Genomic DNA, 18,847 nt, shown 5'->3' with positions numbered 1-18,847 from the left:
TTGCCGCGTATTCACTCTAACGCGCGCCCCCGGGGGGACGGCAAGCACCAGAGCGTGATCGAAGCGTCAGTGTGTGACCGCGTCCGCAGCCTGGAACGCCGCATCGAACAGTCGTTGCACCGGGGGCCCCATTTCGCCGGCCAGCAGGACCAGCAGGAACAGGCCCAGCAGCAGCGACACCGGCAGGCCGAGCTGGATCGGATTGAGCGCAGGTGCCGCACGGGCGAGCACGCCGAACGCCAGGTTCACCGCCAGCATCGCCACCGTCAACGGAATGGCCAGTGTCAACGCACCGCGCAGCACGGTCAGCAGGAACGTCGGGGCGATGCTGAAGAACGCGTGCGGATCGGGCAGCGGCGCACCGATCGGCAGTGCCCGGTAGCTGTCCACGACCAGCGAGATCAGCGCGAGGTGGCCGTTCGCGGTGAAGAACAGCAGGCCGAACAACAGGTAGAACCACTGCCCAATGACGCCGGAGGTGCCGCCGCGCAGGGGATCGCTCATCTGCGCGAACGCCAGGCCGGTGCCCTGTGCCACCAGTTCGCCGGCCATCGCGCCGGCTTCGAACACCAGCCGCAGCAGGAAGCCGATGGCCACGCCGATGGCCAGCTCACGGGCGATGGTCAGCACCGTGGCCGCATCGAAGCCGGTCCACTCCGGCACGGGCGGCAGCAGCGGGGCGAGCGCGATGGCCAGGGTACCGGCCAGTACCACGCGGATGCGTGCCGGCACTGCACGGGTGCCGACCATGGGCATGGCCATGGCCACCGCGCCGATGCGCAGCATCGTCCACAGCACGGTGCCGATCATGCCGAAGGCCTGCAGGCCGTCGGCAGCCATCTGGGTGGCGGCATCCATCGCGGTGCGCGTCCTAGCCGATCAGGTGCGGAATGCGCTGGAACAGCAGCGTGGTGTACTCGACCAGATGGCCGATCAGCAGGCTGCCCAGGGCGAACAGCACGGCGGTCAACGCCGCCGCCTTGGCGACGAAGGCGATGGTGGGCTCATTGAGCTGGGTCGCGGCCTGCACGACACCGACCACCACACCTACCACCAGTACGGTCAGCAGCAGCGGGCCAGCCACCCACAGTACGGCAATCAGGCCGCCACGCAGTTCGGTCAGGGCAAGTTCGGGAGACATCGTCTTTCCATCGGTAGCGCCGGGTCCTGCCCGGCGGTGGTCAATGCGGCCGCCGGCAATGGCGGGCGGCCCCTGCAATCACGCCGGTCCGGGTCACACCGGATTGAAGCTGGCCGCCAGCGTTCCCACCGTCAGCACCCAGCCGTCGACGAGCACGAACAGCAGGATCTTGAAGGGTGCCGAGACCAGCATCGGCGACAGCATCATCATGCCCATCGACATCAGCACGCTGGCCACGACCAGATCGATGATCACGAACGGGATGAAGATCAGGAAACCGATCTCGAAGGCGGTCTTCAGTTCGCTGGTCACGAACGAGGCGACCAGGACCGGGAACGGGATCGCATCAGGGCTGGCGTAGGTGCCGTGCCCGGCGATGCCGGCGAAGGTCATCAGGTCGGTCTCGCGGATCTGCGCCAGCATGAAGCCGCGCAGCGGCTGGGTGGTCAGTGTCCACGCGGTCTGGAAGTCGATCTGGCCGTTGAGGTAGGGCGCCATTCCGCTGCTCCACGCCTTGTCCCAGGTCGGCATCATCACCATCGCGGTGAGGAACAGGGCCAGGCCCAGCAGCACCTGGTTGGACGGGGTCTGGCCGGTGCCCAGTGCCTGCCGCAGCAGGCCCAGCACGATGATGATGCGGGTGAACGAGGTCAGCACCAGCAGCATCGACGGGATCAGGGTGATCGCCGTCATCAGCAGCAGTGTCTGCAGCGGCAGGCTGACCGGCTGGCCACCGATCCTGCCCACGTTGACATCCGGCAGTGGCGTGGTCGGAGCAGCGCCCGGCGCGGCAAAGGCGAGCGCGGGCAGCAGGCACAGGGCAATCAGCAGCAGCCACGCGATCAGGGTAGCTGGGCGGGTACGGATGACACGCATGTCAGGGGTCCTTGCGCAGCCGCTGCTGCAGCAGCTGGGCGAAATTCGGCAGGTTCTTCAGGTCCGGCACGCGCACCGGCGCGGGCGGCGGCAGCGGTTCGGAAAGGGTGTGCAGGGCGTTGATGCTGCCGGCGGTGACGCCCAGCAGCAGTTGTTGGCCGTTGACCTCCACCACCACGACGCGTTCCTTGGCGCCGACGCTGAGGCTGGCCACCAGCTTCATGCCGTCGGCCGGGCGGAAGCCGCTGCCGGGCAGGCGCTTGAGCAGCCAGCCCAGGCCGACCACCAGGGCCAGCACGGCCAGCAGCGCCAGCACCGCGCCGAACAGGCCCGGTGCCGAGGCCGCGTGCTGGCCGACCGGGGCGGCGGCCTTGCCGACGCCCAGCAGGGTGGACGCCAGCAGGCTCAACGCAGTCTCCGGATGCGTTCGCTCGGGCTGACCACATCGGTCAGGCGCACGCCGAAGCGGTCATTGATCACCACGACCTCGCCGTGCGCGATCAGGGTGCCGTTGACGAATACGTCGAGCGATTCACCGGCGCCACGCTCCAGCTCCACCACCGAGCCCTGGTTGAGCTGCAGCAGGTTGCGGATCGGCAGGCGGGCGCGGCCGACTTCCAGCGACAGGGTCACCGGCACGTCGAGGATCACGTCCAGATTCAGATCGACCCCGGAGGCCTCGTCGGCGTGCAGGGTGCCGAACTGGGCCGGAGTCGGTTCGAGGGCGTCGGTATCGTTCATTGCGGGTCTTCCTGGATGACGGGTACGCGCGGGCGGGTGCCCGGCGGATGGGTAGCAGTGATCTTCACGGCATTCATGCCGTTGGCGATGCCGAATTCGCCGGTGAACACCGGGATGTTCTCCACGCACAGCGGCACCTGCGGGCTCAGCTCGATCGGCAGGATGTCGCCGACCTTCAACCGGGTCAGGTCACGCAGGGTCATGCGCTTGCTGGCCAGCACGCTGGACAGGGTCACTTCGGCGATGTTGAGCTGCTCGCGCAGGGTCTGGCCCCAGCTTTCGTCGCGGTCGTTGCGATCGCTCTGGATGCCGGCATCGAGCAGCTCCCGGATCGGTTCGAGCATCGAGTACGGCAGGGTGACGTGGATGTCGCCGCCACCGCCGTCGAGCTCGACATGCAGGCGGCACACCACCACGTATTCGCGTGGGGTCACGATGTTCGCGAAGTGCGGGTTGATCTCCGAGTTGATGTACTCGAATTCCACGTCCATCACCGGTGCCCACGCTTCGCGCAGGTCGGCGAAGGTCTGCTTCAGCAGCAGATGGATCACGCGCATCTCGGTGGCGGTGAACTCGCGGCCTTCGATCCGGGTGGGGTAGCGCCCGTCGCCGCCGAAGAAGTTGTCGACGATGGCGAACACCAGGGTCGGCTCGAACACGATCAGGCCGGTGCCGCGCAGTGGCTTGAAACGGATCAGGTTCAGGTTGGTCGGCACATACAGCGAATGCATGTAGTCGTTGAACTTGATCAGCTCGATGCCGCGCACCGACAGTTCGGCCGAGCGCCGGATCAGGTTGAACAGGCCGATGCGCCACAGGCGCGCAAAGCGCTCGTGGACCATTTCCAGCGTCGGCATGCGGCCGCGGATGATGCGGTCCTGGCTGGCGAAGTCGTATGAACGGGCTTCGCCGGAGGGCGGCTCCGGGTCGGTCTCGACCGCGCCGCTGTCCACGCCGTGGAGCAGGGCATCGATCTCGTCCTGGGACAGCAGATCATTCATCGGTGGGCCCTTACTGGGTCACGAAGCTGGTGAACAGCAGATCGTCGGCACCATTGCTGCCGGTCTCGGCCTTGAGCACCTTCTGCACCTCGGCCAGCGAATCGGCCTGCAGCTTCTTCTTGCCGGCGATATCGGCAATCTGTGCCGGCTCGACCTGCGAGAACAGCATCAGCAGTCGTGCACGCAGGGCCGGGGCGTGGGTCTTGATCGCCTCCAGCGCGGCCGGATCACGGGTCATCAGCTGCACTTCCAGCTGCAGGTAGCGCGGGCCGTCGATGGGACCATTGAGGTTGACCACGAACGCGGGCTCCAGCGCGAAGTACTGCGCCGGTGCCGGCGTGGCGTTCTTCTTCTTCGGCGCCTGGCTGGTCTTTTCTTCCTGCGTGGACTGGGTGAAGAACCACACGCCGCCACCGGCGGCAGCGGCAGCCAGTACGGCCACCAGCGCGGTGATCAGGATCGGACTGCGCGGCGTGCGGGCCTTGTCCTTTTCGACGTTCTTCTTGGTTTTGTCAGCGGCTGCGGCCACGAGGTGAAGCTCCTGAGGGTTGCTTCACCGGGATATGCAAGGGGTGTGCCGATGCACCGGGAACAGGGTGCGACGGAATTCCGTCGGGGTGCCGGTGGGGCCGTGCGGAGCAAGCTCCGCACCCACCAACGCGATGCTGGCAGGTGCCAACCACATCGCTCTGATGGGTGCCAGCCGCTCCGCTCTGGTGGGTGCCAACCGCTCCGCTCTGGTGGGTGCCAACCTTGGTTGGCACACCTGTCAGGCGTAGGCGTCCAGCAGGCCACGCTGGCGGATCAACGGGGTGGCCGGCAGGCTGGCATCACCCCGCGTCGGTTCTCCGTCACCCCGACCTGCCTCCTGCCCGGCCTGGCCGGCAGGTGCGCCACCGCCGCCCGGCTGATGGCCGACATCGGCGTGGGCCAGCTGGAAGCCCTGTTCGCCCAGCAGTTCACGCAGGCGTGGCAGGCTGCTTTCCAGCGCCTGGCGGACATCCACGTGCGGGCTGCTGAAACTGGCGTGGACCTTGTCACCGTTGAGCTGCAGGCGTACGTCCACCGGCCCCAGATCGTCCGGGCTCAGTCGGATGTGGGCGTGACCGATCTTCTGGTCGGCCAGCCAGCCCAGGCGGGCGCCGATGGCCTGGTCGAAACCGTCGTCGCCAAGCACCGGCTTCGGCGTCGGTTCACCGTTGAAGACCGCGTTGCTGGACAGCGCCGCCTTCAGATCCTGCAGTGCGGCGGGCAGGGGCGCCTGCAGGGGGGCAGGCGGGGCACGATCACCCTGCAATGTGCTGTCGGTGTCAGCGCTGCGCTCCAGCGCGGCGTCGCCCATCGGCAGAGCGGGCAGGGGCAGTGCGCCGTCTTCGCCATCGACGCCCGGGGCGGGTGGCTGCACCGCGGCGGCAGGCGACGCGGCAACCGGCGATGGCGGTACGGCGGTTGCCGCCAGGGCCGGCGGCGCTGTGCCCATTGCGGACGGTGGGACGCTGGCCGCAGGGTCGGCGGGCAGTGGGGTGGCCAGCACCAGCCCGGCCAGTCCAAATGGAGGCCAGGGCGCTTCGTCGGTTTCCGTCGTCGCGTCCTGGTCGGTCGCAGCCTTGCCGGCCGGTGGCGCAGCGGCCTCGCCCGTAGCCTGCTCGCTGGCGGGGGGCCGCACGCTGGCGGCGTCATCGCTGCCGGTGGCCGCAACGCCGGTCGGCGCGGGGCTGTCCGCGGGCGGGACGGGCGCATCGCCCTGCAGCAGCTGACCGAAGTCCTTGCCGCCTTCGCTGCGTGCCGTGCGCGACGGGCTGCTGCCCACGCCGGGCGGAGTGGCCGTCGTGCTGCTGCCCGAAAGCGCGGCGGGCGTCACGAACGGCCTCCGGTGTCTGCGCCGTCCTGGTCCTCGGCCTGCGCCAGGCGGGAGCGGCGCGCGCCGATGTCATCCATCTCGCGCTGGTCGCGGCGGTCTATCACCACCTTTTCCTGTGCGCGATAGCTGGCGGCCAGCTGCTCCAGTACCGCCTTGTCGCGGCTGGCCAGGATCAGGCGCGCGCGTTCGGCTTCGACCTTCTCGCGGTTGCCGTCGACGGTGCGCTGCTGTTGCTCCACCGCACTGTCGAGGCGGTCAAGGAACGCACGCCGGTTCAACAGCTGGGCGGGACTGGTCGCGGCCATCTGTGCGTTGGCGTACTCCTCGGCATAACGTCGCAGTTCGTCCAGACGCGACAGGTGAGTGTCGAGAAGGCGCTGGCGCTCGGCCAGGTCGCGGGCGACCGCATCTTCATGTTCCTGTGCCCGCCTCAGCAGAGGGTCGATACGCTTGGACTGGTTCATCGCTTACACCTCGTTTTCCACCAGGCGCTGCAGCGCCGCCTGGCTGTGCGGGAGATCCGCGGCCTTGGCCACGTCCTGTCCCAGGAATTCCATGATTTCCGGCCAGCGTTCCAGGGCTTCGTCGGTGGCCGCGTCGTTGCCGCGCTGGTAGGCGCCGATGGCGATCAGGTCGCGGTTGGCCGAGTAGGCCGACACCAGGCGCTTGAGCTTGCGGATGCGCAGGCGCCACGGTTCGTCGGCGATTTCCGTGACCACGCGGCTGACGGACGATTCCACGTCGATGGCCGGGTACAGGCCGCTGTCCGCGACCCGGCGCGACAGCAGGATGTGGCCGTCGAGGATCGCGCGTGCGGCGTCTGCGATCGGATCCTGCGGATCGTCGCCTTCGGTCAGCACGGTGTAGAACGCGGTGATGGAGCCGCGCCCCTTGGCGCCGTTGCCGGCGCGTTCGACCAGCGCGGGCAGCTTGGCGAACACCGACGGCGGGTAGCCGCGCGTGGTCGGCGGTTCGCCCACCGACAGGCCGATCTCGCGCTGTGCCTGCGCGAAGCGGGTCAGCGAGTCCATCAGCAGCAGGACGTTCAGGCCCTGGTCGCGGAACCATTCGGCAATGGCGGTGGCACGGTAGGCGCCATGCAGGCGCGCCAGCGGTGGCCGATCGGCCGGGCTGGCGACCACCACCGCGCGGCGCAGGCCTTCCTCGCCCAGCGTGGTTTCGACGAAATCGCGCACTTCGCGGCCGCGTTCGCCGATCAGCCCGACCACGATGACGTCGGCAGCGGTGTAGCGGGTCATCATGCCCAGCAGTGTCGATTTGCCGACGCCGGAGCCGGCGAACAGGCCGACACGCTGGCCACGGCCGATCGGCAGCAGTGCGTTGATGGCGCGCACGCCCACATCCAGTGGCTGGGTGATCGGCTCGCGCGCGAGTGGATTGATCGACACACCGGCCATGCCGACGTGGCCTTCGGCACGGATCGGGCCCTTGCCGTCCAGCGGCACGCCATCGCTGTCGATCACCCGGCCGAGCAGGCCTTCGCCCACTTCCACGCCGCCGCGCCGTGCCGACGGCACGACCCGCGCGTTGGGCAACAGGCCATGCAGTTCGGCGCTGGGCATCAAGTAGGTGCGCTCACCGGCGAAGCCGACCACTTCGGCATCCACCCAGCCACCGTCGACCACTTCGACCTTGCAGCTGGCCCCCAGCGGTGCTTCGCAGCCGACCGCTTCCAGGGTCAGCCCGACCGCGCGGCGCAGCACGCCTTCGCGGATCAGGCCACGGCCGTGTGCGGTGTCCACGCGCAGCCCGTCCAGGCGACGGGCCAAGCGCAGATTGCGGGCCAGGGCCCAGTCGGCCGCAGGTGGCGGCAGTGGCGTTTCGGCCGTCATGCGTTCGCTCCGGTCTGGCGGATCACTGCGTCCAGCGCGCCACGCAGGCGGGCTTCGAGAGTGCCGTCGATGCGCACGGCCTCGGCATGCACGCGCAGGTCGCCGCGGCTGAGGCTGGTGTCGGCAACCAGCCGCTGCTGCGGTGGCAGGGTGAGCAAGGGGGCGAGGGCAGCGATGTCGTCCGGGTGCAGGCGCACTTCCACTTCGCGCGTGCTGCCGCCGACCGCATCGATGGCTTCGCCGACCAGCTGTGCCAGCAGCGCCGGTTCGGCCTCGTAGGCGCGACCGACCAGGGCACCGGCGATGCGGACCGCCAGCTCTCCCAGCGCACCGACCACCTCGTTCTCCAGGCGGACCAGCGGGCGGCTGAAGTTGTCCAGGATGCCCTCGATCTGCGCGGCAAGCCGGCGCACCTCGGCCTGGCCCTGGCCATAGCCCTCCGCATGGCCGTGCTGGAAGCCTTCCTTCTCGGCACTGTCCTGGATGGCCTGTATCTCTTCCAGGGTCGGCAACTGCAGCGGCGGTTCCGGCTCGTGCTCCGGATCCGGCCCGGCGTGCCCGGACGCGTCCTCCTGTTCCAGCACGGGTTCCGGCTGGGCCAGCAGGTCAGGGGCGAGCCAGCGCACGACCGTGCTCACAGCATGGCCTCCGCGCTGCCGCCGATGGTGATGGTGCCTTCATCGGCCATGCGCTTGACGATGGCCAGGATCTCGCGCTGCGCGCCTTCCACGTCGGACAGACGCACCGGCCCACGGGCCTCCATGTCCTCCAGCAGGATCTCGGCGGCACGCTGGGACATGTTGCGGGTGATCTTGTCGCGGACCTTGATGTCGGCGCCGCGCAGGGCCAGTCCCAGCCGCTCGCCGCTGACTTCGCGCAGCACCAGCTGCATCTCGCGGTCGTCCAGATCCACCAGGTCGTCGAACACGAACATCAGGTCCTGGATGCGGCCACTCAAGGGCGCGTCGATGCGTGCGATCTCGCCCAGGATCGCCTGGTCCTGGCCGCTGTCCATGAAGTTGAGGATGTTGGCCGCGCACTGCACGCCGCCGATGTTGGATGACTTCAGGTTCTGGTTGCCGGCGAACTGGCGCTCCATGATCTCGTTGAGTTCATTGAGTGCGTTCGGCGGAATGCCATCGAGGGTGGCGATGCGCAGCAGCACGTCCACGCGGGTGCGGTCGGGCAGCAGTTTCAGCGCATCGGCGGCCTGGTCGGTTTCCAGGTGGGCCATGACGATGGCGATGATCTGCGGATGCTCGTTGCGGACCAGGTCGGCGACCGCACGCGGATCCATCCACTTCAGCGCATCCAGGCCGGTGGTGTTGCGGCCCAGCAGGATGCGATCGATCAGGTTGCCGGCCTTCTCGCTGCCCAGTGCCTGCACCAGCATGTTGCGGATGTAGTCGTCCGACCCCACGCCCAGCGAGGTCTTGGAGCCCAGCTCCTGGCCGAACTGGTCCATCACCCGTTCCACCTGTTCGCGGGTGATGTCGGACATGGTGGCCATCGCGATGCCGATCTTCTGGACTTCCTTGGGTTCCATGTGGCGCAGCACTTCGGCCGCGTCCAGTTCACCCAGCGACAGCAGCAGCACGGCGGCGCGCTGCACTCCGGTCAACGGTACCTCAGTCATTGGCCACCCAACCCTTGACCACCTGGGCCACGCGCTTGGAGTCGGTCTTCACGGCTTCACGGGCCATCCGCAGTCGTTCCTCGTAGGAGTCCACCGGCAGGGGCAGCGCCTCCGGTCCACCCAGGCCGGCGCGCTCGGCACCCAGGGCCGGCAGCGGGCTGCCATCGTCATCGACCAGCTGCACGTCCGCGGTATGCGGTTCCAGTGCCAGCGGGTCGTGCTTCTTCGCCTGGCCGGTGATGGCACGCAGCGCCGGACGCAGTACGCCGAACAGCAGCGCCAGCACCACAATGGCTCCCAGCAGCATGCGGCCGGCATCGTGCACCCACGGCAGCTCCCACCAGGCCGGGCCTTCCACCGGTGTGGTCTCGCGCACGAACGGGGCATTCATCACCGAGACCGTATCGCCGCGTTCGGCGCTGAAGCCGACGGCCTGCTTGACCAGCGCCTCGACGCGGGTCAGTTCGGCGGCCGACAGCGGCTGCGGGGTAAGTGCGCCATTGGCGCCGGGGCGCGGCACGTTGTCCACCAGCACCGCCACCGACACGCGCTTGATGCGGCCGGCCGGCTGGCGGGTGTGCTGCAGCGTGCGGTCCAGCTCGTAGTTGCGCGTGGCGTTCTTGCTGCTTTCGCTTGGCGTCTGCGCGGTCTGTGGCGGCGCAGCCTGGCCCGGAGGCGTGTTGCTGGTTGCGCCAGGCACACCCTGCGGTCCGGGCGTGCTGGTGGTGTTCTCGCTCATCTGTTCGCTGCGCAGCTTGGCCGGCTCGCCGTTGTACAGCTCACGCGCTTCCTCGGTGACCGAGAAGTCCATGTCCACGCTGACTTCCGGATTGACGCGGCCCGGGCCGGTCATCGGTTCCAGCAACTCGCGGATGCGCTGGTTGAAGGAGGTCTCCTGGCGGCGGACCTGCTCGAACTGGGCGGCGTTGACCGCCGCTTCGCTGTTCGGGTCGCTGATGCTGAGCATGCGCCCGCTCTGGTCGACCACGGTCACCCGTTCCGGCGACAGGTCCGGAATGCTGGCGGCGACCATGTGCACGATCGCATCCACCTGGCTGCGTTCCAGCTGCTGGCCACCGCGCAGTTCCAGGGTCACCGAAGCACTGGCGACGTCGCGCTGGCGGGTGAAGGCGCTGGGCTTGGGGATGGCCAGATGTACGCGTGAGTCACGCACCGGTCGCAGCGTATTGATGGTGCGCGACAGTTCGGTCTCCAGCGCGTGCTGGTAGCGCGCGCTTTCCACGAACTGGCTGACACCGAAGCCCGGGTCGCGCTCCATCAGCTCGAAACCCAGCTTGCCGCTGTCGGTCAGGCCGGAGCCGGCCAGCTTCAGGCGGGCGTCATGCAGGTTTTTCTCCGGCACGGTGATGCCACCGGTTGCCGGGTCCAGGGCAAACGGGATCTGCGCTGCACGCAGCAGGTCGGTCGCTTCAGCGGTGGCCTTCTGGTCCAGGCCGGTATACAGCGGAACCATGCCGGGCTTCTGCGACCAGAAGAACACGAACAGGCCCGCCGCCACCGCCACTGCGATCATCGCCATCAGCCCCAGCCGACGGGTGATCTGCAGGCTCTGCAGGCGGTCGAACCATTGCCCCGCCTTCTCGGCGTTCAGGCTGTCCTTGGAAAGCGTCAGTGCCATGCGTCAAGTTCCTTACAGCGGCATGTTCATCACGTCCTGGTAGGCCTGGACGAGACGGTTGCGGACTTCCACGGTGGCGCGGAAGGCGATCTGGGATTGCTGCGAGGCGACCATCACCTTGGCCAGGTCGGCGCCGGGTTCGCCCATCTCGAACGCCTTGGCCAGCGCGCCGGACGTCTGCTGCGCATTGTTGACGCCGGCAATCGCACCGCGCAGGGTCTCGGTGAAGCTGGCCGGCTGCACCTGCGGCGCATCCAGCACCGCACCAGGAAGGGCATTGCTGCGCGGCGCTTCAGCCAGCGGATTGAGCACCGGCTGTCCCATCTGGGACTGGTAGGTGCGGATCTGCGAAAGGATCGAAGTGACGGAGTGGGACATCTGCAACGGTTCCAGGAACAGGGATGGGGAATCTGCAGGGATCACTGCAAGTGCCGTGCCGGAACGCCTGAGTGGTTCAGAAACGTGACGGAAGTTTGCGTTCGGCGGAGGGAGGGCGAGCTGGCGTGCCGATACGCTGTCGTCATCTGCCGGTGTCAGTGAACCGGCGTCGGTTTTTTGGCCTTGCCGGCGGCCGCCGGATACACGAACGCCCGGGCAAGCCCAGGCGTCCGTGCCCCCTTCATGCTGGCGATCACGCTCAGCTGGCCAGTTCGGCCTGCTCGCGTTCGATGCCGTACTTGCGCAGTTTTTCCACCAGGGTGGTGCGGCGCAGGCCCAGCAGCTGCGCGGCGTGGGCGACCACCCCCTGCGTCCGCTCCAGCGCTTCATTGATCAGGCCCAGCTCGATGCTGGCCATGTGGTTGCGCAGGTCCAGGCCGTCGTCGGGCAGGGCCGTGGCAGCCGCAGCGCGGTTGACCGCGATGCCGTGCTCCAGCGACGGCTGGCCGCCGCTGCCGGGGGTGTGGAAGGAGAAGCTGCGCAGGTCCAATCGCTCTTCGCTGGGTGCTGCCGGTACCGCGGCCGGGGTGCTGACGGGGGCCAGCAGGGCGTCGCCCCGGTAGCGCGCGGGAAGGTCCTGCACGCGGACCGAACCACCCGGATGCAGCACCGCCAGGCGTTCGACCAGATTGGTCAGCTCGCGTACGTTGCCTGGCCATTCGTAGCCCGCCAGCGCCTGCAGGGCTTCGGCAGTGAAACGGACTTCGCCGCGGCCGGTGCGCGCCAGCTGCGCGGCAATGGTTTCCACCAGTGCCGGCAGATCCTCGCGCCGTTCGCGCAGGGCCGGCACGTCGATCGGGAACACATTGAGGCGGTAGAACAGGTCTTCGCGGAACTTGCCGTCGGCGATCCGGCTCTCCAGATCGCGGTGGGTCGCTGCGATCACCCGCACGTTGCAGCGGATGGTCTGGTTGCCGCCGACACGCTCGAAGCTGCGCTCCTGCAGCACGCGCAGCAGCTTGACCTGCATCGGCAGGCTCATGTCGCCGATCTCATCCAGCAGCAGGGTGCCGCCCTCCGCCATTTCGAAGCGGCCCTTGCGCGCGGTCAGCGCGCCGGTAAAGGCACCCTTCTCGTGGCCGAACAGTTCGCTCTCGAGCAGGTCGGCTGGAATGGCGCCACAGTTGATCGCCACGAATGGCCCGTCGCGGCGCGGCGAGCGCTGGTGGATGGCGCGCGAGACCACTTCCTTGCCGGTGCCCGACTCGCCCAGCACCAGTACGGTGGTGTCGAATGCCGCGACCTGGTCGATCATCGTGCGCAGCGCGCTCACAGCGGCACCATTGCCGGTGGGTCCCTGCTCCTGCACCGCGCCCGCCTGGTGCTCGGCATCCAGGCGCTTGAGGCTGGCACGGCGCAGCAGGGCTTCCATCTGCGCATGGCGCAGCGGCGTCTCCAGCGGCCAGATGTTGGCTTCATGCAGGCCGTGGCGGTGGGCGAAGGCACTGGCCTCGCCATCGGCCAGCAGCACCGGCGGCGGCAGGCTGCTGCCACCCAGCCATGCGTAGAGGGCGGTGCTGGCGGCGCTGTCGTCGAGGCTGCCGACGATCACCGCCATCCAGTCGCTCTGGCGCTGCCGGCCAAGGTCGAAATCGGCCGCGTCGGAAACCCAGCGCGGATTGAAGTCCATGAATTCCAGCAGGGCAACGGTGCGTTCGGCACGCACGGCGTCGTTGTCCAGCACCAGGATGCGCGACTCGCTCACGATCGATCCTCCCTGAGGCCTTCCAGGATTGGCATCACTTCCTGGATGTAGGACAGCTTGCTGACGAAATTGTCGGCGCCGGCACGCAGTGCATGCTCGCGGTGCTCGGCGTCATCGAAGTGGCTGGCGATGACGATGTACGGGGCGTCATCCTGCGACTTGATCAGGCGGGTCGCCTGCAGGCCGCCCATTTCCGGCATTGCCAGGTCCATCAGCACCACCTGCGGGCGCAGGGTCTCCGAGCGCTCGATCGCTTCCAGGCCGTTGCCGGCACTGCCGACGATCTGCAGCCAGTCGATCTTGCGGAAATGGCGCATCGCTGCGTTGATGAAACCTTCGTGGTCGTCGACCAGCAGGACCGTGAGCGTGTTCATGTCCAACATCCTTTTCAGCCCACCCGGGCCAGCTGCGGTTGCCTGGCGCTGAGCCGGCGCCGTTCGCGGGCCGGGGCGATATCCAGTTGTTCTCGGTATTTTGCGACGGTTCGGCGGGCAATGTTCACCCCCTGGCGCGAAAGCAGGGCGGCGATGGCCTCGTCGGCCAGCGGCCGACCGGCCGGCTCGGCATCGATCAGGCGGCGCACCATGGCCTTCACCGCCTGGCCGGAGACGCTGGCGCCTTCCAGGCGCACCGCGAAGAAGTGCTTCAGCTCGAAGGTGCCACGCGGGGTCTGCAGGTACTTGCCGGTGGTGATGCGCGAGACGGTGGACTCGTGCATGCCGATCTCCTCCGCCACTTCCTTAAGCGTCAGCGGCGCCATCGCTTCCTCGCCCCGGACCAGGAACGCGGCCTGGCGCTCGACGATCACCCGCGCGGTACGCAGCAGGGTGTCATAGCGCATCGACAGGCCACGGCTGAACCAGCGCGCTTCCTGCAGCATCTCGCGCAGCGCCGGTGCAGCCTCGTTGCTGTCGGCCAGCGCCTGTTCGTACTGCGTGTTGATCGATACGCGGCGGCTGGTCGCCGGATTGAGGGCCACTTTCCACTGGCCGTCGGCGTGCCAGGCGACCACGTCCGGTACCACCACGGCATTGCGTTCCGGCAGCAGGTTGTCACCCGGGCGGGGTTGCAGCGAGAGGATCAGTCGCACTGCTTCGCGCACGTCACCGATCTCGGCGTCATGCAGGCGGGCGAGGGCGGGGTAGTCGTGCGCGGCCAGCGGCTCGAGCGCGCCCGCAAGGATGCGGGTAGCCAGATGCCGCGCAGGAACCACGCCGTCCAGGCTGCGCAGCTGGGCCTGCAGGCTTTCGCGAAGGTCCCGCGCGGCCATGCCGGCGGGCTCGCCATGCAGCAGGCGCTGGCGGACCGCTTCCACGCCATCGGCAGCGATGTCGAACTGGGCGCTGGCCAGCAGCTGCAGCTGTGCCAGCGGTGCCTGCAGATAGCCGGCGTCATCGCAATGCTCGAGCCAGAAGGCGGCGACCGCCAGCTCGCGGTCGTCCAGGTCCAGTGCCAGCCGCTGCAGCACGCGCAGCTGCGGATCACTCGATTCGCCCGCCGCGATGCGTGCCATCCGGTCGTCGTCGCCGTCCTGCCAGCTGGCGCCGGCAACGTCCCACATCGAGGATTCCGGCAGCTCGTCGAACGCCGCGGTTTCCAGCGTGGTGGCGCCGGCGTCGCCGGGTTCGGGTGCAGGTGCTTCGGCATCCTCGATCTCCAGCATCGGGTTGGAGTCGAGCAGGCGCTGTATTTCCTGTTCCAGATGCAGCCCGTCCAGCTGCAGCAGCCGGATCGACTGCAGCAGCTGCGGGGTGAGGTGAAGTTGTTGGCCCAGCTGGGCCGAGAGTGCAGCCTTCATCGTGGTTCCCCGGCGCCGCTCCCCGACGCCTTGTGGAACGCATCTTGCTTCTGATCCGGCAGGTGCGGAATCAGGGGGTTCCTGAGGTGGTTGGTGAATTACCCGACAGCGTGTAGGGGTTTTCCCGACATCGGCGCGGGATGTTGACGTTTCCCGGTCGCAAGCCATTGATTTCCCGTTGCGCACGCGGTCGGGGCGTCGTGCCGGCGTGTACGGGATTCCGTCAGTGCCTGTGGGGGTGACGGGAACCCGTCATCCGGATGGCGCGGTCACTCCAGCTCGTGCTGGTGGCGGGCGGCGAGCAGCAGCAGGTCGTTGGCGCGGCGGCACCCCAGCGACTCCATCATGCGCGCGCGGTGGGTTTCCACGGTCTTGACGCTGATGCCGAGGTCGGCGGCGATTTCCTTGTTGCTTTCGCCTTTGCCGATGCGGCGCAGGATCTCGCGCTGGCGGGGTGACAGCGCGGCGATGCCGGTGGGCTTCTCGCGGCCCAGCATGGGCGCCAGCATCTTCGCCGAGATCTGCGGGCTCAGGAACACCTGGCCTGCGTGTGCAGCGCGCAGCGCCAGTTCCAGTTCCTGCGGAGCGGCATCCTTGACCACGAAGCCGACGGCACCGCGATCCAGTGCGTCGCGCACGTGGGCGGCATCATCGTGCATGGTCATCATCACCACCCGGGTGCCGGGTGCGCGCATGCGGATGTCGCTGAGTGCTTCCAGGCCGGTGCGTCCGGGCAGGGACAGATCCATCAGCACCACGTCCGGCGCGTGCTGCAGGGCCAGTTGCAGCGCCTGCTCGGCGTTGCTGGCCTCGGCCACGAGCTGCACGTCGGCAAACCCCTGCAGCAGCCGCGCCAGGCCGGCGCGGACCAGGGTGTGATCGTCGACGATGAGAACTCGCACAGGCACGCTGGAGGTCCGGGAGGGGAGTCCACCTTAACTTAGCTGAACGGGCGAGCCAAGCGTCGTCCGTTGCGGGCGGGCGTGCCAGGGTTCAGCGCGCCCGCCTTGCTTCGGCCACCTGACGTCTGTGCAGGCGGAACAGATGCCGCTCCATGGCCATTTCCAGCCCGTCGCCGAGGCGATGGAAACGCAGCCAGAGATAGTGGCCTCCGCTGCCATCGGCGGCCTCGGCAACCACTTCCACCGGCAGATCGATATGGTCGGGCAGCCAGTCGCTGGGCTGCACGCGGACCACGCCGGCCTGGCCCGGGGCCGCGCCACTGCGGGGCCCCAGCTGCAGGCGGATGCCGCGCCGGGACCAGCGCACCGGGCGCAGGGTCAATGCCGGGCCCTGCTGGCGCACGAGCCGGCCCAGCAGCACCATGGCCAGATCCAGCTTGGCTTCCAGCCGCTGCAGCGGAAGGCTGGCCTCGCTGCGCTCGTCGTGTTCATCGACACGGCTGTCCTCGACCAGCGCCAGGCTGCGCAGCAGGCCTTCGGCGCTGCTGGTACGTCCCGCCGCATTGCCGGCCTGGAACTCGACCGGCAGCGCCAGTTCGCAGCTGAGCGTCTCGTCGAACAGCTCGCTTTCGGCCGGGTGATGCAGCGACGTGGTCGGCAGGAGGGTCATGCCAGCGATTCTGCCTGCAGGTACGCGTGCGCGGCGCGAAGGGAGCGCCGTCCATCGTGCAGCTGCACGGCCACCGCGTCGCGGCGATGGCGCAGCAGGGTGAGCAGGCTCTGCTGGCGTTCGAACAGCGCGGTCAGGGGTGCATGGTCGGCGGCCGCCAGCGGTTGGCTCAACAGCGCGTGCAGCTTGCTGTCATGGCCTTCGAGCAGGCTGTCGGCGGTGTCGAAGGCATCTTCACCCAGCGCTTTCTCGAACGCGTCCAGCTGCGCATGCAGTGCCTGCAGGCTCATGGTGCCACCGCTGCCGTACGGCGCTGCTCGTGCGGGATTGCGTTCCAGGCGCTGTCGATCTCGCCCAGCAGCTGCAGCGATTCGTCCAGGGCGGCGCGGTCGTTGTGCAGGTTGGCCTCGGTCAGGCGCTGCAGCACGTAGTCGTAGAGGGACGAAAGATTGCCGGCAATCTCGCCGCCGGCCTCATGGTCCAGCGAGCCGTTGAGGTGGCCGACGATGGCGCAGACCTCGCCGATCGCCTTGCCCTTGCCGGCATGGTCGCCGCGCTCGAGGCTGGCCAGTGCGCGCCGCACGCGCTCCAGCGCGCCCGCCAGCAACAGGGCCACCAGCTTGTGCGGATCGGCATCGGTGACCGCACTGGTCACACCCACCTGGCGGTACTGCTCGGCGTACTGACGGCTGGAACCGTACATTCGTGATTCTCCTTGCGCTGGGTGCTGCAGCAGGATCGTGACGATCACTGCCGGCAGTACCGCGATGATTGCTGTTGCGTCCGTTATCGGTGCGTTCGGCACCAAACTTGAGTGCCGCGCGCGTCCGTCAACCGTTCAACTGCGCCAGCTGCTGCTGCAGCGCCGAACTGCTCTGCTGCAGCTTGCCCATCAGGCTGTCCAGTGCGAGGAACTGCTTCTTGTACCGTGCCTCCACGCCGACCATGCGTGTATCCAGGTCCTTGCGGCGCTTGTCGATGCTGTCCAGGGTGTTGTTCAGGCCCTTGGTGCGGGCAACGAACGCACCCTCCTTGCCGACCGTCGTGCTCACGTAGCCGTCGACCAGCGAGTACAGCTGGCCCGCACCGCCGGCATCGCCGGTGATCGCCTGGCGGATCTTCTCCGGCTGGCTGGCAAGCGCGGCAGCGAACTTGGTGGTATCAAGCACCAGGCTGCCATCGGCATTGGGGTAGCCACGGGTCTGCAGGCCGATGGCCTTGGCGTCCAGGCCATCGCCGGACAACGACTTGAGCACGCCCGACATCACCGAGCGCAGCTGGCTGGCGGCGCCGCGCATCTGTGCGTCGCCGGTGAGGGCTGCCGCTTCCTTGGTCTTGGCGTCGTACTTGGTTTCGGTGTTGATGGCGGCGATGGCCGCGTTGTACGCGGTCACGAAATCCTGCATCACCTTGGTCGCCGCGGCCGTGTCGGTGCTGATCGTGACCGTGCTCTGTCCTTCCTTCTTCAGGTTCAGGGTCAGGCCCGGCACGGCGTCGGCCACGGTGTTGCTGGCGCTCACCACTTCAACGCCATCGATGGTCAGTTTGGCATCGGCGGCCGCGGTGTTCTGCTTCAGGCTGCCGACCAGCGCTCCCAACTTCGGGTCGCTGCCGGCGTATTCGAGCTTGATCGCGTTTGCCGCGCCGGTCTTTTCCTGTGCGATCGACAGGTACTGGTTGTCGCCGGAGCTGATCAGGGTGGCCTGCACGCCTTCCTTGCGGCCGGCGGCGTCGATCTTGTTGCGGATCGTGGTCAGCGTGTCGCCTTCCTCGACCTCCACGTTCATGGTCTTGGCCTTGTCGCCGACGCCGACGGTCAACGTCAAGGTTCCGGCGGCGAACGTATCGGTCTTGGGCACGGAGGTGTCGGCGATCAGCTTGTGTGCGGTCGCCAGCGACTTGACGTCGATGATGTGCGTGCCATTGGACGCTGCCGCCTTGGTGGTGCCGACGTCATACAGCGCCACGCTGGCCGTCAGGATCTCGTCGGTACCGCCGCTGCCGCCCTTGCTGGCGGTGACCGTGCGGGTGTCGAAGGCCGTGGTGGCCTTCAGTGCCGTGAGTGCGGTCTTCAGCTTGTCGAAGGCCGCGGTGACGGTGCCGATCGACGACAGCTGCATCTTGGTCTTGGACTGCTGCAGGTTCAGCGCATTGTCGGCGGGCTTGCGGTCGGCCGCGACCAGCTGGCTGACGATGCTGGAGATGTCCAGGCCCGAGCCGATGCCACCGTATCCAAAGTCTGCCACGTCGTTTCTCCTGGTAATCCGGGCGCCGCGCTGCGGCCGCCCGTCGTCAACGAAAATAGCGGCCTGCGCCGCTGGGTCTTGAGGACTTCGTTGATGCATGCGCCGTGCCAGTGCCGGACGGCAGGTTTGGCATGCAGGTTGCAGGAGTGACAGGGCAGGATGCGGTCGGGACGACGCAGGCTGCCGGGAGTCTGCAAAAAACCCTCCCCCAAAGCAGGGGAGGGATCAGGCTACTGACAATCGGGGGGAGACGAAGCCGCCCGGTGCGTACAGTCAAAGGTACAGCGCTGAAACAGAGGTCCGCAGGGGCGGGCGATGCCAAGCCGGTTCGGGAAGCGTC

Annotated in this window: 22 protein-coding genes; all 22 read right to left on the bottom strand. The window is 68.0% G+C overall.

Features of this window, described 5'->3' with window-relative positions; translation table 11 throughout:
* Positions 1 to 66: 66 nt before the first annotated feature.
* Positions 67 to 858 carry a flagellar biosynthetic protein FliR gene (fliR, locus tag N7367_RS15375; protein WP_053519606.1) on the bottom strand — a complete coding sequence of 264 codons (792 nt, stop codon included), beginning with the start codon at positions 856 to 858 and terminating at the stop codon, positions 67 to 69.
* Positions 859 to 871: 13 nt separating this feature from the next.
* Entirely contained in the window at positions 872 to 1,141 is a 270-nt protein-coding gene (locus N7367_RS15370; RefSeq protein WP_053519605.1) for a flagellar biosynthetic protein FliQ, read from the bottom strand.
* A gap of 93 nt (positions 1,142 to 1,234) precedes the next feature.
* Entirely contained in the window at positions 1,235 to 2,017 is a 783-nt protein-coding gene (gene fliP / locus N7367_RS15365) for a flagellar type III secretion system pore protein FliP (RefSeq protein ID WP_279942717.1), read from the bottom strand.
* Position 2,018: 1 nt separating this feature from the next.
* On the bottom strand, positions 2,019 to 2,426 hold the full coding sequence (fliO, locus tag N7367_RS15360) for a flagellar biosynthetic protein FliO (RefSeq protein WP_053519603.1): 408 nt from the start codon (positions 2,424 to 2,426) through the stop codon (positions 2,019 to 2,021).
* Positions 2,423 to 2,758, bottom strand: a complete 336-nt coding sequence (fliN, locus tag N7367_RS15355; RefSeq protein WP_053519602.1) for a flagellar motor switch protein FliN — start codon at positions 2,756 to 2,758, stop codon at positions 2,423 to 2,425. The genes fliO and fliN overlap by 4 nt, the downstream gene beginning before the upstream one ends.
* On the bottom strand, positions 2,755 to 3,759 hold the full coding sequence (fliM, locus tag N7367_RS15350; protein WP_065176161.1) for a flagellar motor switch protein FliM: 1,005 nt from the start codon (positions 3,757 to 3,759) through the stop codon (positions 2,755 to 2,757). The genes fliN and fliM overlap by 4 nt, the downstream gene beginning before the upstream one ends.
* A 10-nt stretch (positions 3,760 to 3,769) precedes the next feature.
* The gene (locus tag N7367_RS15345; RefSeq protein ID WP_053519600.1) at positions 3,770 to 4,288 is read right to left on the bottom strand and encodes a flagellar basal body-associated FliL family protein; all 519 of its coding nucleotides are present in this window, start codon (positions 4,286 to 4,288) and stop codon (positions 3,770 to 3,772) included.
* Between the two features lie 240 nt (positions 4,289 to 4,528).
* Positions 4,529 to 5,620 carry a flagellar hook-length control protein FliK gene (locus tag N7367_RS15340; protein WP_279942716.1) on the bottom strand — a complete coding sequence of 364 codons (1,092 nt, stop codon included), beginning with the start codon at positions 5,618 to 5,620 and terminating at the stop codon, positions 4,529 to 4,531.
* The gene (gene fliJ, locus N7367_RS15335; RefSeq protein WP_279942714.1) at positions 5,617 to 6,084 is read right to left on the bottom strand and encodes a flagellar export protein FliJ; all 468 of its coding nucleotides are present in this window, start codon (positions 6,082 to 6,084) and stop codon (positions 5,617 to 5,619) included. Before fliJ ends, N7367_RS15340 begins: the two co-directional genes overlap by 4 nt.
* 3 nt (positions 6,085 to 6,087) lie before the next feature.
* Positions 6,088 to 7,473, bottom strand: a complete 1,386-nt coding sequence (locus N7367_RS15330) for a FliI/YscN family ATPase (RefSeq protein WP_053519597.1) — start codon at positions 7,471 to 7,473, stop codon at positions 6,088 to 6,090.
* The gene (locus tag N7367_RS15325) at positions 7,470 to 8,111 is read right to left on the bottom strand and encodes a FliH/SctL family protein (RefSeq protein WP_053519596.1); all 642 of its coding nucleotides are present in this window, start codon (positions 8,109 to 8,111) and stop codon (positions 7,470 to 7,472) included. Before N7367_RS15325 ends, N7367_RS15330 begins: the two co-directional genes overlap by 4 nt.
* The gene (fliG, locus tag N7367_RS15320; protein ID WP_053519595.1) at positions 8,108 to 9,094 is read right to left on the bottom strand and encodes a flagellar motor switch protein FliG; all 987 of its coding nucleotides are present in this window, start codon (positions 9,092 to 9,094) and stop codon (positions 8,108 to 8,110) included. The genes N7367_RS15325 and fliG overlap by 4 nt, the downstream gene beginning before the upstream one ends.
* A 7-nt stretch (positions 9,095 to 9,101) precedes the next feature.
* Positions 9,102 to 10,748 carry a flagellar basal-body MS-ring/collar protein FliF gene (gene fliF, locus N7367_RS15315; RefSeq protein ID WP_279942713.1) on the bottom strand — a complete coding sequence of 549 codons (1,647 nt, stop codon included), beginning with the start codon at positions 10,746 to 10,748 and terminating at the stop codon, positions 9,102 to 9,104.
* Positions 10,749 to 10,760: 12 nt separating this feature from the next.
* Positions 10,761 to 11,126, bottom strand: a complete 366-nt coding sequence (fliE, locus tag N7367_RS15310) for a flagellar hook-basal body complex protein FliE (protein WP_053519593.1) — start codon at positions 11,124 to 11,126, stop codon at positions 10,761 to 10,763.
* Between the two features lie 259 nt (positions 11,127 to 11,385).
* The gene (locus tag N7367_RS15305) at positions 11,386 to 12,891 is read right to left on the bottom strand and encodes a sigma-54 dependent transcriptional regulator (protein WP_053519592.1); all 1,506 of its coding nucleotides are present in this window, start codon (positions 12,889 to 12,891) and stop codon (positions 11,386 to 11,388) included.
* Positions 12,888 to 13,265, bottom strand: a complete 378-nt coding sequence (locus tag N7367_RS15300) for a response regulator transcription factor (RefSeq protein WP_053519591.1) — start codon at positions 13,263 to 13,265, stop codon at positions 12,888 to 12,890. The genes N7367_RS15305 and N7367_RS15300 overlap by 4 nt, the downstream gene beginning before the upstream one ends.
* Positions 13,266 to 13,279: 14 nt before the next feature.
* Complete coding sequence (gene rpoN / locus N7367_RS15295; RefSeq protein ID WP_053519590.1) at positions 13,280 to 14,689, bottom strand: RNA polymerase factor sigma-54; 1,410 nt, start codon at positions 14,687 to 14,689, stop codon at positions 13,280 to 13,282.
* Positions 14,690 to 14,958: 269 nt separating this feature from the next.
* On the bottom strand, positions 14,959 to 15,591 hold the full coding sequence (locus tag N7367_RS15290; RefSeq protein WP_053519589.1) for a response regulator transcription factor: 633 nt from the start codon (positions 15,589 to 15,591) through the stop codon (positions 14,959 to 14,961).
* Between the two features lie 91 nt (positions 15,592 to 15,682).
* On the bottom strand, positions 15,683 to 16,261 hold the full coding sequence (locus N7367_RS15285; RefSeq protein WP_053519588.1) for a PilZ domain-containing protein: 579 nt from the start codon (positions 16,259 to 16,261) through the stop codon (positions 15,683 to 15,685).
* Positions 16,258 to 16,551: a hypothetical protein gene (locus N7367_RS15280; RefSeq protein ID WP_053519587.1), complete on the bottom strand. Its 294-nt coding sequence runs from the start codon at positions 16,549 to 16,551 to the stop codon at positions 16,258 to 16,260. Before N7367_RS15280 ends, N7367_RS15285 begins: the two co-directional genes overlap by 4 nt.
* A complete protein-coding gene (fliS, locus tag N7367_RS15275; RefSeq protein WP_053519586.1) occupies positions 16,548 to 16,964 on the bottom strand; it encodes a flagellar export chaperone FliS in 417 nt (138 codons plus the stop codon). The genes N7367_RS15280 and fliS overlap by 4 nt, the downstream gene beginning before the upstream one ends.
* A 127-nt stretch (positions 16,965 to 17,091) precedes the next feature.
* On the bottom strand, positions 17,092 to 18,507 hold the full coding sequence (gene fliD / locus N7367_RS15270) for a flagellar filament capping protein FliD (RefSeq protein ID WP_053519585.1): 1,416 nt from the start codon (positions 18,505 to 18,507) through the stop codon (positions 17,092 to 17,094).
* Positions 18,508 to 18,847 lie beyond the last annotated feature (340 nt).

This window comes from Stenotrophomonas sp. GD04145 (assembly GCF_029835135.1).
Taxonomy (GTDB): Bacteria; Pseudomonadota; Gammaproteobacteria; order Xanthomonadales; family Xanthomonadaceae; genus Stenotrophomonas; species Stenotrophomonas maltophilia_P.
The sequence above is the reverse complement of the archived record's forward strand: the minus strand, read 5'-3'. Positions and strand labels throughout refer to the sequence as shown.